12 protein-coding genes are annotated in these 15007 nt (G+C 69.0%); 8 read left to right on the top strand and 4 right to left on the bottom strand.

Annotation, left to right across the window (positions count from 1 at the left end; all coding sequences use genetic code 11):
* Positions 1-321: 321 nt before the first annotated feature.
* From Q0653_RS00005 to Q0653_RS00015, 3 genes are read right to left on the bottom strand one after another with little or no spacing between them, the layout of a single operon-like run.
* Entirely contained in the window at positions 322-1962 is a 1641-nt protein-coding gene (locus tag Q0653_RS00005; protein ID WP_298744005.1) for a DNA repair helicase XPB, read from the bottom strand.
* Positions 1963-1997: 35 nt separating this feature from the next.
* The gene (locus Q0653_RS00010) at positions 1998-3716 is read right to left on the bottom strand and encodes a helicase-associated domain-containing protein (protein ID WP_298941674.1); all 1719 of its coding nucleotides are present in this window, start codon (positions 3714-3716) and stop codon (positions 1998-2000) included.
* Position 3717: 1 nt separating this feature from the next.
* Entirely contained in the window at positions 3718-3999 is a 282-nt protein-coding gene (locus Q0653_RS00015; protein ID WP_298744000.1) for a multidrug ABC transporter ATPase, read from the bottom strand.
* A gap of 151 nt (positions 4000-4150) precedes the next feature.
* Here Q0653_RS00015 and Q0653_RS00020 point away from each other — a divergent pair, with 151 nt between their 5' ends.
* Positions 4151-4534: a cold-shock protein gene (locus tag Q0653_RS00020; RefSeq protein WP_298744039.1), complete on the top strand. Its 384-nt coding sequence runs from the start codon at positions 4151-4153 to the stop codon at positions 4532-4534.
* Positions 4527-5156, top strand: a complete 630-nt coding sequence (locus tag Q0653_RS00025; RefSeq protein ID WP_366521943.1) for a DUF3027 domain-containing protein — start codon at positions 4527-4529, stop codon at positions 5154-5156. Before Q0653_RS00020 ends, Q0653_RS00025 begins: the two co-directional genes overlap by 8 nt.
* Before the next feature lie 121 nt (positions 5157-5277).
* Here Q0653_RS00025 and serC read toward each other — a convergent pair whose 3' ends face one another.
* Complete coding sequence (gene serC / locus Q0653_RS00030; protein ID WP_298743996.1) at positions 5278-6396, bottom strand: phosphoserine transaminase; 1119 nt, start codon at positions 6394-6396, stop codon at positions 5278-5280.
* 99 nt (positions 6397-6495) lie between these two features.
* Here serC and Q0653_RS00035 point away from each other — a divergent pair, with 99 nt between their 5' ends.
* From Q0653_RS00035 to Q0653_RS00060, 6 genes are all read left to right on the top strand, one after another.
* Complete coding sequence (locus Q0653_RS00035) at positions 6496-7203, top strand: metal-dependent transcriptional regulator (RefSeq protein ID WP_298743994.1); 708 nt, start codon at positions 6496-6498, stop codon at positions 7201-7203.
* Between the two features lie 232 nt (positions 7204-7435).
* The gene (locus Q0653_RS00040; RefSeq protein ID WP_298941679.1) at positions 7436-8344 is read left to right on the top strand and encodes a M23 family metallopeptidase; all 909 of its coding nucleotides are present in this window, start codon (positions 7436-7438) and stop codon (positions 8342-8344) included.
* A gap of 194 nt (positions 8345-8538) precedes the next feature.
* Positions 8539-9036 (top strand): HNH endonuclease, encoded by a 498-nt coding sequence (locus Q0653_RS00045; protein WP_298743990.1) that lies wholly within the window; start codon positions 8539-8541, stop codon positions 9034-9036.
* Between the two features lie 187 nt (positions 9037-9223).
* A complete protein-coding gene (locus tag Q0653_RS00050) occupies positions 9224-9934 on the top strand; it encodes a hypothetical protein (RefSeq protein WP_261607488.1) in 711 nt (236 codons plus the stop codon).
* 1 nt (position 9935) lies between these two features.
* Positions 9936-11477, top strand: a complete 1542-nt coding sequence (locus Q0653_RS00055) for a DNA polymerase Y family protein (protein WP_298941682.1) — start codon at positions 9936-9938, stop codon at positions 11475-11477.
* The gene (locus tag Q0653_RS00060) at positions 11477-14965 is read left to right on the top strand and encodes an error-prone DNA polymerase (RefSeq protein WP_298943059.1); all 3489 of its coding nucleotides are present in this window, start codon (positions 11477-11479) and stop codon (positions 14963-14965) included. Before Q0653_RS00055 ends, Q0653_RS00060 begins: the two co-directional genes overlap by 1 nt.
* Positions 14966-15007 lie beyond the last annotated feature (42 nt).

A 15007-nucleotide genomic window follows, 5' to 3' on the forward strand; every position in this document is an offset into this window, starting at 1 on the left:
AATGCGCCCCCTGATGGTGGGCGCAGGACGAGGGGGCTCAATCTGCCCCGTACCAGCGAGGGGGTGGGCAGAATGCGCCCCCTGGATGGGGGTGCCTGGAGGAGGGGCTCAATCTGCCCTGAGGAGGGTGGGGTGGGCAGAATGCGCCCCCTGATGGTGGGCGCAGGACGAGGGGGCTCAATCTGCCCCGTACCAGCGAGGGGGTGGGCAGAATGCGTCCCCTCAATGGCGGGTGTCTGGATGAGGGGGCTCAATCTGCCCTGCATCCGGGCGTGGAGGGGGCACGTTCTGACCCCTGGATGCCGGGCAGACGCCGGTGGTTCAGGCGGCGATGCCGTCCGCATCCAGGATCGTATAGCTGTAACCCTGCTCGGCGAGGAACCGTTGGCGGTTCTGCGCGAAATCCTGGTCGACCGTGTCGCGCGCGATGAGCGTGTAGAAGCTGGCCGTGTGGCCGTTCGACTTCGGGCGCAGCAGCCGGCCGAGGCGCTGGGCCTCTTCCTGGCGTGAGCCGAACGAACCCGACACCTGGATCGCGACAGAGGCGTCGGGCAGGTCGATCGAGAAGTTCGCGACCTTCGAGACGACGAGCACGGGCACGCGTCCCTCGCGGAAGGCGCCATAGAGCTCTTCGCGCTCGTCGACCGGGGTCGAGCCGGTGATCTTCGGCGCGTCGAGGGCGTCGGCGAGCACATCGATCTGGTCGAGGTACTGACCGATCACGAGGATCTGTTCCCCCGCGTGGCGCGCGACGAGGTCGCGCACGACACCGATTTTCGCGTGCGCCGTCGCAGCCAACCGGTAGCGCTCATCGTCGGCTGCTGCCGCGTATTCGAGGCGATCGGATGCCGGCAGATCCACCCGCACTTCGTAGCAGACGGCCGGGGAGATGAACCCTTGGGCCTCGATCTCCTTCCACGGCGCGTCGAAGCGCTTGGGGCCGATCAGGCTGAACACATCGCCCTCCCGGCCGTCCTCGCGCACGAGCGTCGCGGTGAGTCCGAGGCGCCGCCGGGCCTGCAGATCGGCGGTCAGCTTGAACACGGGCGCGGGCAGCAGGTGCACCTCGTCGTAGACGATGAGGCCCCAGTCCAACGCATCCAGCAGAGCGAGATGGGCATATTCGCCCTTCCGCTTCGCCGTGAGGATCTGGTAGGTCGCGATCGTGACGGGCTTGACCTCCTTGGCCTGGCCGGAGTACTCGCCGATCTCCTCGGGCGTCAGCGACGTGCGCTTGAGCAACTCGTCGCGCCACTGGCGGGCGCTCACCGTGTTGGTCACGAGGATGAGGGTGGTGGTCTTGGTCTCGGCCATGGCGGCGGCGCCCACGAGGGTCTTGCCCGCGCCGCAGGGGAGCACGACGACACCGGATCCACCCTCCGTGAAGATGTCGACCGCCTGTCGCTGATAGGGCCGCAGCGTCCAGCCGTCTTCGGCGAGATCGATTTCGTGCGGCGTGCCGGGCGTGTAGCCCGCGTGATCTTCGGCGGGCCAACCGATTTTCAGCAGCTCTTGCTTGATGTGTCCGCGCGCCCAGGCGTCCACGACGAACGTGTCGGGGGCGGGGCGGCCGATCAGCAGCGGTTGGATGCGTTTGTTCTTGGCGACTTCGGCCAGCACCGCGGCATCCATCGCTCGGAGGATCAGAGTGCCCTCGGCGTCGCGTTCGATGACGAGGCGGCCGTAGCGCCCGACGGTCTCGCGGATGTCGATCGACACCGACGGGGGCACCGGGAAGCGCGTCCATTGTTCGAGCGTCGCGAGCATGTCGTCAGCGGTATGTCCCGCGGCGCGGGCATTCCACAGACCCAGGCGCGTGATGCGGTAGGTGTGGATGTGTTCGGGGGCACGCTCGAGTTCGGCGAAGATCGCGAGCTCGTGGCGCGCGCTTTCGGCCTGCGGGTGGGCGACCTCGAGCAGGACGGTACGGTCGCTTTGGACGATCAGGGGGCCATCAGCCATAACGGGAAAGTCTACCCGCGCTGGCTGAGGGAGGCTCAGACCGGGCGGACACTCACGATCGACGAGATCGGCAGGGTCCGTTCGACGTCGGCGCCGCGGTCGCGTCCGCGCAGGCGTCCGCCGCCGAGGCCGGTGACTTCCAGCGTGACCTCTCTGTCGCTGCCATCGGGAAGCCGGACGACGACCACCAAGATCGCGCGTGACCGAGCGGCCTGTTCGAGCTCACGGCCGAGCCAGGCAGCGTCGGCGTCGCTGTCGTGCGCGGCGCGCAGGCGTGCCACGAGCGGCGCGAACGCAGCTCGGGGATCGGGCTTTTCGGCAGCCTCGGGCGCGAGCCGGTGGCGGTCGAGCGTGCGCCGGTTTCCTTCGACATCGACGGCGACGACGGGATAGCGCGCGTCAGCGATGAGCCAGAAGGCGGTATCAGGGCTCGAGCGCGTGGCCAGCCCTTCCCCGTAGGCCACGAGGCCGAGCGGACGCAGAGACTGATCGACGGCGACGGCGCGCAGCAATGCGCCGTCGTCGCTCGTGACGACGGTCTGACCGGTCGGATCGGGTCCGACGCGGATCGCCCCATGACGACTCGCGGATCGCTCGATCTCGTAGGCGAGCGGCTGCGGAAGACCGGTGAGTGACAGCGCCTCGAGGAACTCACGCACGGTGTCGGCCGTCTCGCCTGCCGTGAAGGCTTCGGCGAGGGTCTCGGCCGTGAAGCGGTAGGTGGATGCCTGGGCCCGCGACTCCCGGCGCGTCATCGCGCGCAGGCGCATGTCCAGGTGCGGGGCGAGCGGCCCTGGCGCGATCGCCGTGAGGTCGTTCTGCAGGTACACGCGGTCGACCTCCGGCGGAAGCAGTGCCTGCAGGGCCGCGAGATCCGCGTCTCCTCCCGCGGCGAACCCACGTGCCCAGCCGGCGGGTTCGCCGGCGGGGGAGAGCACCGCCCACCGTTCGAGTTGACCGCGTAGCAGGTCCGCACGCGCCGGCCACGTTGGATCGAACGGGTAGGCGCCGGGCCAGTGGGCCACCGGCATCCAGCCGCCGTCGGGGCTACGGAGCGCGGGCGGGAGGGTGTCACGGAGGCGGCGGGCGACGGCATCCCAGCGGTCGACCGTGCCGCCTTTCATCCACTCGATGCCCGCGCGCGTCACGAGCCAGTGCCGGTCGTCGACGGCGAGCAGTCCCGCGCGCTCGGCGATCGCGATGAGTTCATCGGCGGCGAAGCCATCGATGACCGCTCCCGATTCGACGAAGCGGCGGCGGTCGGCCGCGCCGAGAAGCCCCGAACCGATGCGGGAGGCGGGGACGATCAGTGTCGCCTGCAGCATGTCGGCCAGCGCGGCGGAAGCCGCGAACGCGCGCTCGGCGGCGTGCTCATCGGTCGAGGGAAGCGCGGCCTCGGTGTCCGCGGCATCCGGTGCCACGCGGTTCACGAGCGCGCGTCCCGCGATCACGGCGCTGTACGGCAGACCCTCGTCGTCGACAAGTGCGCGCTCGTGCAGCCGGTCGCGCGCGGCGCCTGCGGGGAGGGGGGAGCCTGCATCGAGGGCGGCGTCCAGAGCGTCGGCGTCGTGGGCCGGCAGCTCGACGAGCGTGCGTGCGATCGATGCCGGGTCGAGCAGGGCATCGGCCGCGTCGAACGCGTCGGACCAGGGGGCCGACGCCGAGGCGTGCCGAAGGACGAGGAGGTGCGCCAGGGACGCGTCATCGAGCTGTGCGAGGCGACTCGCGAGCGATCGTGCGTCAGAGGCGACCACGTCAGCGCGCCTTGTTGGCGCGTGACCTCCGGACGAAGGTCATGATCAACACCGTCAACAGCAGCAGGAAGGCGATGATCGGGGCGATGTAGAGCAAGGCGCTGACGATGGGCCACACGCCCGACTGGAAGTCGGCGTACGCGAGGCCGGATGAGGTGCCGATCATGATCGCGATGAAGCACACGATCGACAAGACCAACAGGCCCAGCGACATGAAGGCGAGGATGCGATCGATGCGGCGAACCGGCAGATCGTCGCGCGAAGGCGGAGTCGAGTGAGACATCACCCTTCAGCCTACTGCGCAATCACGCGTCGTCGCGGTGGTGGTGCCGTAGGCTGGAAGATGGTGCCGTTCGGCGCCCGTTCGCCGTGTCTGCACGGCGCACGCCCCACAACACGTACCCGCTCGGCGGGTGTCGATCAGCGAGGTTGAGATGCCCACCGGCAAGGTCAGGTTCTACGACGAGGAAAAGGGCTTCGGCTTCATCTCCGGCGATGATGGCCAGGACGTCTTCCTGCACGCGACGGCGCTTCCGGCGGGCACATCCGCTGTCGCGCCCGGTACCCGGCTCGAGTTCGGCGTCGCCGACGGCAAGCGGGGTCTGCAGGCGCTCGCCGTGCGCGTGCTCGATGCTCCGGTGAGCCTCGCCAAGCGCAACCGGATGAAGGCCGATGACATGGCCATCGTCATCGAAGACCTCGTGAAGGTGCTCGACAACGTGGGTGGGGATCTGCGCCGCGGGCACTACCCCAACGCGGGTCACAGCAAGAAGGTCGCGGCCATTCTGCGCAAGGTCGCCGATGACCTCGATGCCTGAGACTCCCGACGAACGGCTGATCGGCGCGCACGATCTGGCGCTCGCGGCTCTGCACGAGATCACTCCGGCGCGCACGGTCGGCGCGCCCGTGGGGCACACGGTCGAGGATGACGGCGTCGTCTCGCTCCGCTTTCAGAACCTGCAGCCCGGCTACCCCTCGTGGTTCTGGACTGTGAGTGTCGCGGTGGTCGAGGGATCCGAACCCACCGTGCTCGAGGTCGAATTGCTGCCCGGCGAGGGCGCGCTGCTCGCACCGGAATGGGTGCCGTGGGCCGAGCGTCTGGCCGACTACCAGGCGGCCCAAGCCGCGGCCGCTGCCGAGCACGGTGACGCCGCGGACGATTCCGACGACGCCGAGGATGACGACGACCTCGACGAGCTCGATGACCTGGACGCGTCGGACTTCGACCAGGACGGATCGCCGATCCTGCACGCCGGTGACGTGGACGGGGTCGACATCGACTCCCTCGACGAGGACGCCGACGACGAGGACGAGGACGAGGACGACGACGACGAGGACGACGCCGACTCCCTCGACGAGGACGACGCCGACTCCCTCGACGCGGACGACGCCGACTCCCTCGACGAGGACGACGCCGACGGCTCTGACCGGACTTATTGAGTCGGTTTCGGTCGCGCTCTGCGCGCGGGCCGCGCTCAGTCGCATGGCCGGCGTGGCCGGTGGCGCCTCATGCGCCACACCCGGTCACACCAGCACCACAGACCATACGACTCGAGTGGTATCAGCCGCGCATCGCGTCGATCGTGTAATCGATGCACTTGATGAGCTGGCGGACGTCGTCAGGGTCGATCGAGACGAACGTCGCGATGCGCAGCTGATTGCGGCCGAGCTTGCGGTAGGGCTCTGTGTCGACGATGCCGTTGGAGCGCAGACTCGCGGCGACCGCCGCGGCATCCACCGACTCGTCGAAGTCGATCGTGACGACCACGGGGGAGCGGTCGGCCGGGTCAGCCACGAAGGGCGTGGCCACGGGTGACGCCTCGGCCCACTCGTAGAGGGTGCTCGACGACTCGGCTGTGCGCGCGGCGGCCCAACCGAGTCCTCCGTTACCGTTGATCCACTCGAGTTGCTTGTCGAGGAGGAACAGCGTCGAGACCGCCGGTGTGTTCAGCGTCTGGTTGAGTCGCGAGTTGTCGACGGCGTTCTTCAGGCTGAGGAACTCGGGGATGTACCGACCGGATGCCGCGATCCGCTCGATCCGTTCGATCGCCGCGGGGGAGACCGCCGCGAACCACAGGCCGCCGTCGGAGCCGAGGTTCTTCTGCGGCGCGAAGTAGTAGACGTCGCTGTCTATGACGCGGAAGTTGATGCCTCCCGCGGCGCTGGTGGCATCGATGACGGTGAGCGCGCCCTCGTCGCCGACCACACGGGTGACCGGGGCGGCGACACCGGTCGAGGTTTCGTTGTGCGGCCACGCGTACACGTCGACGCCGTCGACCGGCTCGGCCGCCACGCGGGCGCCGGGGGTGGCCTTGCGCACGTCGGGAGCCTCGAGCCAGGGTGCGCCGGCCGCGGCGGCGAACTTGCCACCGAACTCGCCGAAGACAAGATTCTGCGCGCGCTTTTCGATGAGGCCGAAGGATGCGGCATCCCAGAACGCCGTCGATCCGCCGTTGCCGAGGATGATTTCGTAGCCGTCCGGCAGACGCAGGAGGTCGGACAGGCCCATCCGCACCTGGCCGACGAGGCTCTTGATCGGAGCCTGGCGGTGCGACGTGCCGAGCAGCACCGCGCCGGGACCGGCGAGGGCTTGAACCTGTTCGGAGCGGACCTTCGACGGGCCGCAGCCGAAACGTCCGTCGGTGGGCAGGATCTCGCGGGGCAGCGTCACGTGGGCCATGGACCGATTCTAGGGTCGCGCGCTCCGGATGCCGGACTCGGGGCCGTCACAAACGGATAGGCTGGGAGGGCATTTCCGACCCGTGCACCGAGGCCAGCCATGACCGATCTGATCGACACCACAGAGATGTACCTGCGCACCATCCTCGAACTCGAGGAGGAGGGAATCGTTCCCCTGCGCGCGCGCATCTCCGAGCGTCTCGGTCACTCCGGGCCGACCGTGTCGCAGACCATCGGCCGGATGGAGCGCGACGGCCTCGTGATCGTCACCGACGACCGGTCGCTGGAACTCACGGAATCCGGTCGGCAGAAGGCCGTCGACGTGATGCGCAAGCACCGCCTCGCCGAGCGCCTGCTCAGCGACGTGATCGGGCTGGACTGGGCATATGTCCACGAAGAGGCCTGCCGCTGGGAGCACGTCATGAGCGAGCAGGTCGAGCGTCGGCTCGTCGAGCTGCTCGGACACCCCACCGAGTCGCCCTACGGCAACCCCATCCCGGGACTTGCTCAGCTCGGCGACGTGCCCGCGAACACGTTCGACCAGGGTGTCGTCGGCCTTGTGCGCCTGCTCAACGAAACGGGTGGGCCGGTCGACGGCACCGTGCGGCGTCTGGCTGAGCCGGTGCAGGTCGATCCCGAACTTCTGGAGCAGCTGCGGGATGCCGGTGTCATGCCGGGCGGCACCGGAAACTATCGGTTCAGCGAGGGGTACGTGCTCGTCCAGATGGACGGAAAAGATGAGGGTCTCGAGCTTCCGGTCGAGGTTGCGTCGCACATTTTCCTCGTGGATGCGCGTCCGCGAGCCTGAACGTCGCCAGGGAAGCACCTGGACGCAGGAACCCACAGCGTGACTTATTCGTTACCTTCCGTTACCCTGGGGAAGTCCGTCGGCGAGAAGCCCGCCACAGGATCGCCGCGCGAATTGCCTCACCGGCTCGTCGTTCGCACGGTGCACCCGTACATCTGTGCATGACACTGAGTGCCGACGAGCCAGCATCCCCCCTGCTTTCGGGAGGCGTGCGGAGGCGCCGGAGGATAGCTTGGCTGAACAGTTCGACTCGTCGACGGAACCCGAAACCGGACCGACGAACCCAGATCAGCGCGGCCGCGCGCGACGTTTCTTGACTCAGCGGTCGGCCGCCCGACCTCCTGTCGCCGCGTCGACGGCGGTCGCGAAGACGCCGAAGTCGGCGCGCCCGGGACGCTCGACGGCCCATCCGGTCCGGAGTTTCCTGACGGTCACCGCGGTTGCGGGACTCGTCGCCACGGTCGCCATCCCCGCGTTCGCGGCTGGCGCCGGAACCCCGGCAGAGGCGGTCACCCTTCAGCAGGTTGCGGCCGAGAATGCGCAGTCGCTCGTCGTCGCCTCCGAGGCAACGCCCGAGGCGCTCGCTCGCGACAGCTACTCGGCGACCACGCCCGAAGAGATCCAGACCAAGAAGGACGAAGAAGCAGCGAAAGCGGCAGCTGCTGCGCGCATCGCCGCGGCGGCAGCATCGTCGTCGTCGTCCAGCTTCTCGGTCACCTACAGTGGCGCCATCGCGCAGTCGATCGCCTCGTCCGGTTCGGTCGTGCGTCCGCTCACCTCGTTCAACAGCTTCGGAACGCCGTATGCCGGTCACAAGGGCACCGACTACATGGCCGACCGTGGCACGCCGATCTACTCGATCGCCGACGGCGTCGTCGTCGAATCGGCCGAGAGCAGCAACGGCTGGGGCGTCTACGTCAAGATCGCCCACAACATCAACGGCACCACCGTCACGTCTCTCTACGCGCACATGTCCTATGGCACGCGTCGGGTCACGGTCGGCCAGACCGTCTCGGCCGGACAGCTGATCGGACAGGTCGGTGACACCGGACGCGCGTTCGGCACCCATCTGCACCTCGAGATCTACGTCAGTGGCTCATGGGTGAATCCCGAGAGCTGGTTGCAGGCCAACGTCAGCTGACTGTCTTACACTGATCCCGATGCGCGACGCAGAGGGAGATGAGATGGATCGAGTTCCCCGCATTCGCTTGGCGGATGGGATCGGTCGGCATGTCCTTCGGCATCGTGAGTTCGACTGCCGCGGCTATCGCCCTGGAATTAAGGCACTGTCTTCATGACAGTGCCTTTTTTCGTCCCTTCTCGAGAGGACATCGCATGCGCACTCTGGTCCTGAACGCCGGCTACGAGCCCCTGGCGATCGTCTCGTTCAAGCGCGCCCTCGTGCTCGTCATGAACGATAAAGCGACGGTCATCGAGCGCATCGACGGTGATCCGGTGTGGGGGATCCGGGGGGTCTACGAACGTCCCGCGGTGATCGTGCTGACCCGTTATGTGCGGATTCCGGGTAGTCGCCGGGTGCCGCTCACACGCCGCGGCGTGCTGCGCCGGGACGGACACCGCTGCGCGTACTGCGCGAAGGGCGCCACGACGATCGACCATGTTCTGCCCCGGTCGCGCGGCGGCGCGGACTCGTGGGAGAACCTCGTCGCGTGTTGTCTGCGGTGCAACAACGTCAAGGGTGACCGCACTCCGCAGGAGATGGGCTGGGAACTGCGCTGGATTCCGCAGCCGCCGCGCGGCGGGCAGTGGACTGTGCGCGGCACCGAGCGGGCCGATCCGACCTGGGAGCCCTACCTGTCACTCGCCGCCTGACCCTTGTCCCACTCTGGGTGGGTGTTGTCCCACTTGGGGCGGGGTGTGTCCCATTTGTGGCTGGTTTTCAGGGGCGGAAACAGCCACTTTTGGGACATGGTCACCGCGCGGGGAGCGATGTCGGAGGCCGTCTGTATCTTCGATTCCGCAGGTTGAGTTACTAGAACAAAAGTTCTAGCCTGTCGGAATGAGGTCGATCGTGGGTAACGCGGCGGTCGCAGACGAGGTGACGCGTCTGCGCGCGCAACTCGAGCGCGTGCAGGGGCGGCGCCTCGATGCGCCGGTGTTGCCGGTGCACCCCGCTCTGGCTGCGTTGCTGCCCGGCGGAGGACTGCGTCCGGGATCGGCGTACTCGCTCGGGTCGTCGACCTCGTTGCTGTTCGCGCTGCTGGCGCGCCCGTCGCACGACGGTTCGTGGTGCGGTGTCGTGGGGGTTCCGCGCCTCGGCGCCGAGGCGGCCGAGAGCGCGGGCGTCGACCTCTCGCATCTCGTGCTGATCCCCGATCCGGGGGAACGCTGGCTGGCCGTTGTCGCCACGATCGCCGAAGTGCTGCCGGTGGTGGCTGTCCGGCCGCCGGCACGGGCGAAGGATGCCGAGATCTCCCGCCTCGCGGCCCGCATGCGCGAACGGGGATCGGTGTTGCTGGTTCAGGGCCCGTGGCCGCAGACCGAGGCGATGATCGACATCGCCGATCCCGTGTGGGCGGGCCTCGGCGACGGGTACGGGCTGCTCGAGCAGCGCGAACTCACGGTGACGGTATCGAGTCGGCGGTTTCCCGTTCCGCGCCGTGGCCGGATGTTGTTGCCGGATGCCGGTGGCTCGCTCACCGCGCAGCGTACGGCGCCGGTGCCCGCGCCGGGCTGGGACCGGGCCGAGCGCCTGCCGGCGGCGGTGTGAGATGGGTGACGCTCCCGTACGCACCCTCGTCGTGTGGGTGCCCGATTGGCCCGTCGTCGCCCTCACCCGCGACGGCGACGATCCGCCCGATCCCGCGCTCCCGATCGCGATCTTCGCGAAGGGCGCAGTGGTGGCATGCTCGCCGGCGGCGCGCGCCGAGGGCGTGCGGCGGGGGCAACGGCGCCGCGATGCGCAGTCACGGTGCCCCGCGCTCGTGGTGGCCGAGGACGATCCCGTGCGCGATCAGCGGACGTTCGCGCCGTTGGTCGCCCGGCTCGAAGACCTCGCCCCGGGGGTGCAGCTGCGCCATCCCGGGCTCTGCGCGCTACGCGCACGCGGCCCCGCGCGGTACTACGGCGGTGAGGCAGCTGCGGCGACCGTGCTCGCGGGAGTGATCGCCGAGTTCGGTCTGCCGGATGTGCGAGTGGGAGTTGCCGACGGGCCGTTCACTGCCGAGCAGGCGGCGCGCTCGGGTACGCATCCCGACGCCCCGGTGCGGATCGTTCCGGCCGGAGCGGCGGCATCCTTTCTCGCGCCGTTGCCGGTCACGGTGCTCGCCGAAGACGACATCGTGTCGCTGTTCGCGCGCCTGGGGGTGCAGACCCTCGGCGCTGTGGCGGCCATGCCCGAAGCGCGTCTCATCGAACGGTTCGGCGCCCGCGGGGCGCGACTGCATGCGCTGGCCGGTGGCGCTGATTCGCAGCCGGTGACCGCGCGCACGCCGCCGCCCGAACTCCACCGTGAGGTGACGTTCGAGCCGCCGGTCGAGGCGGCCGAGCAGGTGGCCTTCGGGGTGCGGGTGCCGGCGGAGGAGTTCGTGTCGCGGCTCGGTGCGCTGGACCTCGTCTGCACCGAACTGCGCGTCGTGCTCACCGGCGACCGGGGGGAGCGCAGCGATCGGGTGTGGCTGCATCCGGGGTCGTTCGATGCTGCCGCGATCGTCGACCGCGTGCGGTGGCAGCTGGCCGAGCAGGGTCTGCGCAGCGGTGTCGAGCGCGTCCTCCTCGAGCCGGAAGGGGTGGATGCCGCCTCCCACCACACGGCGCGCCTCTTCGGTGGCGGCCCGGAAGAGCGGGTGCACCATGCGCTGTCGCGCGTGCAGGCGATGCTCGGGCATCGGGGCGTGCTCACTCCGGCGATCGGGGGCGGCCGCTGGCTGGCCGAGCGACAGGTACTCGTGCCCTGGGGAGACGCGGTATCGGGCGTCCGCGATCGAGCACGGCCCTGGCCGGGGAGTCTGGCCGGGCCCCTTCCGGCAACCGTGTTCGCCGAGGTACTCGCGGTCGAAGTGGTCGACGCGGACGGTGACATGGTCGCTGTGGGGGCCCGCGATGAGCCGACGGGGGAGCCCGCGGTGCTCGTCGTCGCCGGCCGAGGTCGCCGCATCCGCGGCTGGGCGGGGCCGTGGCCGATCGTCGAACGCGGGTGGGATCCTGAGCGGGCGCGCCATGCGCACCGGTTCCAGGTGCTCGACGACGACGAACGCGCATGGTTGCTCGTCTGCGAAGAGGGCGCGTGGCACGCCGAGGGGGTGTACGACTGATGGGCTTCCACAATCCCTCGGTGTCGTGGTCCGAGATGGAGCGGCTCCTCAGCGGTCGTCCACCCGACGGCGGTGATGGGCCTGCGTTCTCGCACAAACGCGGCTCATATGAGCCTCCGCCGATCGAGCGTCCGGAGGGCGCGGTACCGTACGCCGAGCTCCACGCACACTCGTCGTTCTCCTTTCTCGATGGCGCGTCATCGCCGGCGGAGCTTGCCGAAGAGGCCGAGCGGCTCGGGCTGCACGCCCTCGCAATCACCGATCACGACGGGTTTTACGGGATCGTCCGGTTTGCCGAAGCGGCCGAGAAGTTCCGGGTGAAGACCGTGTTCGGCGCCGAGCTCTCGCTCGATCTCTCCGCGCCGCAGGCCGGCGCCCCCGATCCGGAGGGCTCGCACCTGCTGGTGTTGGCCCGAGCCGAAGAGGGGTACCACCGGCTCGCCGCGGCGCTCACCCATGCACAATTGGCCGGCGGGGAGAAGGGGCGCCCGCTCTACCGCCTCGACGAACTGGCCGACCAGGCCGAGGGGCAGTGGGCGATTCTCACGGGATGCCGGAAGGGCTTCGTCCGTCAGGCCCTCGCCGCCGAGGGGCCCGCGGGCGCGGCCGCGGAGCTCGACCGGCTGGTGGACCTGTTCGGGCGTGACGCCGTGCACGTCGAACTCATCGACCACGGCGGTCCGCGCGATACGCGGGACAACGATCTGCTGGCCACGCTCGCCCGGGACCGGGGGCTGCCGATCCTCGCGACCAACAACGTGCACTACGCCGTGCCCGAAAAAGTGCATCTCGCGGCGGCGATCGCCGCCGTTCGGGCGAACCGCGGCCTCGACGAGCTCGATGGCTGGCTTCCCGCGCATGCCGGCGCGTACCTGCGCTCCGGCGCCGAGATGGCCCGCCGGTTCCGCCGGTATCCCGGGGCGATTGCGCGGACGGTGACCCTCGCCGATGAGCTGGCGTTCTCGCTCCGGCGCGCCAAGCCCGCGCTGCCGAAGATGGTGGTCCCCGACGGGCACACGCCGATGTCGTGGCTGCGCACGTTGGTGTGGGATGCCGTGCCCCGGAAGTATCCCGACCTGGATGATGACGGCCGCGCGCGCATCGACCGGGAGCTCGCGGTCATCGAACAGAAGGACTTCCCGGGCTACTTCCTCATCGTCCACGGGATCGTGCAAGAGGCGCGGCGGCGCGGCATCCTGTGTCAAGGGCGCGGATCGGCGGCCAACAGCGCCGTCTGCTACCTGCTGGATATCACCGCGATCGATTCGATCTTCTATCGGCTGCCGTTCGAGCGGTTCCTCTCGGCGATGCGCGATGAGGAGCCCGACATCGATGTCGACTTCGATTCGGGGCGCCGCGAAGAGATCATCCAGTGGGTGTACGCGCAGTACGGCAGGGAGCGGGCGGCGCAGGTCGCCAACGTCATCCAATACCGGCCGAAGAACGCCGTCCGCGACATGGCGAAGGCGCTCGGGCATTCGCCGGGGCAGCAGGATGCCTGGTCGAAACAGGTCGAACGGTGGGATGGGCCCGTGGCCGGGTCGCACGACATCCCCGAGCGGGTGCTGGCTTATGCGGGGGAGTTGCTGAAGGCGCCGCGGCACCTCGGCATCCACTCCGGCGGCATGGTGCTCACCGATCGTCCGGTCGGGGAGGTCGTGCCGATCGAGCATGCGCGCATGGAGAACCGCACCGTCATCCAGTGGGACAAGGACGATGCCGCCTGGATGGGGCTCGTGAAGTTCGACCTGCTGGGGCTCGGCATGCTCGCGGCGATCCAGTACTGCTTCGATGAGATCGCCGCGGCGACGGGGGAGACGTGGGATCTCGACGCGATCCCGAAGGAAGAGGCCGCGGTCTACGACATGCTGTGCCGGGCCGATTCGATCGGGGTGTTCCAGGTCGAATCGCGTGCGCAGATGGGGTTGTTGCCGCGCCTGCAGCCGCGGAGGTTCTACGACCTCGTGATCGAGATCGCGCTCATCCGCCCGGGGCCGATCCAGGGTGGTGCGGTGCACCCCTATGTGCGCCGCAAGCTCGGGCACGAGAAAGTGACGTATGCGCACGAGAAGCTCATCCCGGTGCTCGAGCGCACCTTCGGAATCCCGATCTTCCAAGAGCAGCTCATGCAGATGGGGATGGCCGTGGGTGACCTCACGGGGGAGGATGCCGATGTCCTCCGCCGGGCGATGGGCTCCAAGCGCGGCATCGAGCGGATCGAGTCGGTCAAGACGAAGCTCTACGCCGGCATGGAGCGCAACGGGCTCGTGGGCGAGGTCGCCGACGACATCTACGCGAAGATCCAGGCGTTCGCGAACTTCGGCTTCGCCGAGAGCCATTCGCTGTCGTTCGGGCTGCTCGTCTATGCATCGTCGTGGCTGAAGCTGCACTATCCGGCGGCATTTCTGGCGGCGCTGCTGCATGCGCAGCCGATGGGGTTCTATTCGCCCGCGACCCTCACCGCCGATGCCCGCCGCCACGGCGTGCAGGTGCGCCGCCCCGACCTCCACGCATCGGGGGTGGATGCCGGGCTGGAGCCTCTCTCCGTGCTCGAGCCTCCATCCGGTGATCGACCCGCCGCTGATCGAGTGCCGCCCTTATCCGGTGATCGAGTGCCGCCCTTATCCGGTGATCGAGTGCCGCCGCGGAGCGGCGGTGTACCGAGATCACCCACGTCGCCTCCCACCGGCCTCCCGACCTGCACCGACCGCCACCAGCCGCCGGTGCAGGACTTCGACCCCACTGCGCCCGATGTCTCGGCGGCGCATCGCCGTGACGGCGCATTCGCCGTGCGGCTGGGGCTCGCCTCGGTCACCGGCATCGGACGGCCGCTCGCCGAGCGGATCGTCGCCGAGCGCACCGCGCACGGCGACTTCCGCGACCTCCGCGATCTCGTCCGCCGTACCGGGGCCACCGCCGCGCAGGTGGAGGCGCTGTCAACGGCGGGAGCCTTCGAAAGCATGGGCATCACGCGGCGTGAGGGCATCTGGCTGGCGGGCGATGCGGCCCAAGACCGTAGCGAATACCTTGCCGGATCGCTCATGTCGGTGCAGCCACCGTTGTTCGGCGATCAGACGAGCTATGACCTGCTGGCCGCGGACCTTTGGGCCACGGGGATCTCGACCGATGATCATCCGCTCGCGCATTACCGGGGGTCGCTCGACGGGCGGGGAGTGCTCTCTTCGAGTCAGTTGCGCACGCACGAAGAAGGACGCCGGGTCGAAGTGGCGGGGCTTGTGACGCATCGGCAACGGCCGGCGACGGCCTCGGGGATCACGTTCCTGAACCTCGAAGACGAACACGGCCTCGTGAACGTGATCTGCTCGTCGGGGGTGTGGAACAGGTATCGCCGGGTGTTGCGCGATAGTCCGGCGCTCATCGTGCGGGGAATCCTCGAGCGCTCGCCGGAAGGCGTCACGAACCTCCTCGCCGATGCGTTCGAAGACCTGCAGGTCGGGGTGCAGCACCGCTCACGCGACTTCCGGTGACCGCACCCGAGTCGCACCCAGCCGCACCCAAGCTACGCACGA

Source organism: uncultured Microbacterium sp., from assembly GCF_947488465.1.
Lineage (GTDB): Bacteria > Actinomycetota > Actinomycetes > Actinomycetales > Microbacteriaceae > Microbacterium.

What these genes read in the sequence shown, in the direction of transcription:
- Q0653_RS00045 (WP_298743990.1), top strand. Translation starts at nt 8,539, where the DNA reads ATGCGCACTCTGGTCCTGAACGCCGGCTACGAGCCCCTGGCGATCGTC.
- Q0653_RS00005 (WP_298744005.1), bottom strand. Translation starts at nt 1,962, where the DNA reads ATGGCTGATGGCCCCCTGATCGTCCAAAGCGACCGTACCGTCCTGCTC.
- Q0653_RS00050 (WP_261607488.1), top strand. Translation starts at nt 9,224, where the DNA reads ATGAGGTCGATCGTGGGTAACGCGGCGGTCGCAGACGAGGTGACGCGT.
- Q0653_RS00015 (WP_298744000.1), bottom strand. Translation starts at nt 3,999, where the DNA reads ATGTCTCACTCGACTCCGCCTTCGCGCGACGATCTGCCGGTTCGCCGC.
- Q0653_RS00020 (WP_298744039.1), top strand. Translation starts at nt 4,151, where the DNA reads ATGCCCACCGGCAAGGTCAGGTTCTACGACGAGGAAAAGGGCTTCGGC.
- Q0653_RS00060 (WP_298943059.1), top strand. Translation starts at nt 11,477, where the DNA reads ATGGGCTTCCACAATCCCTCGGTGTCGTGGTCCGAGATGGAGCGGCTC.
- Q0653_RS00055 (WP_298941682.1), top strand. Translation starts at nt 9,936, where the DNA reads ATGGGTGACGCTCCCGTACGCACCCTCGTCGTGTGGGTGCCCGATTGG.
- serC (WP_298743996.1), bottom strand. Translation starts at nt 6,396, where the DNA reads ATGGCCCACGTGACGCTGCCCCGCGAGATCCTGCCCACCGACGGACGT.
- Q0653_RS00035 (WP_298743994.1), top strand. Translation starts at nt 6,496, where the DNA reads ATGACCGATCTGATCGACACCACAGAGATGTACCTGCGCACCATCCTC.
- Q0653_RS00025 (WP_366521943.1), top strand. Translation starts at nt 4,527, where the DNA reads ATGCCTGAGACTCCCGACGAACGGCTGATCGGCGCGCACGATCTGGCG.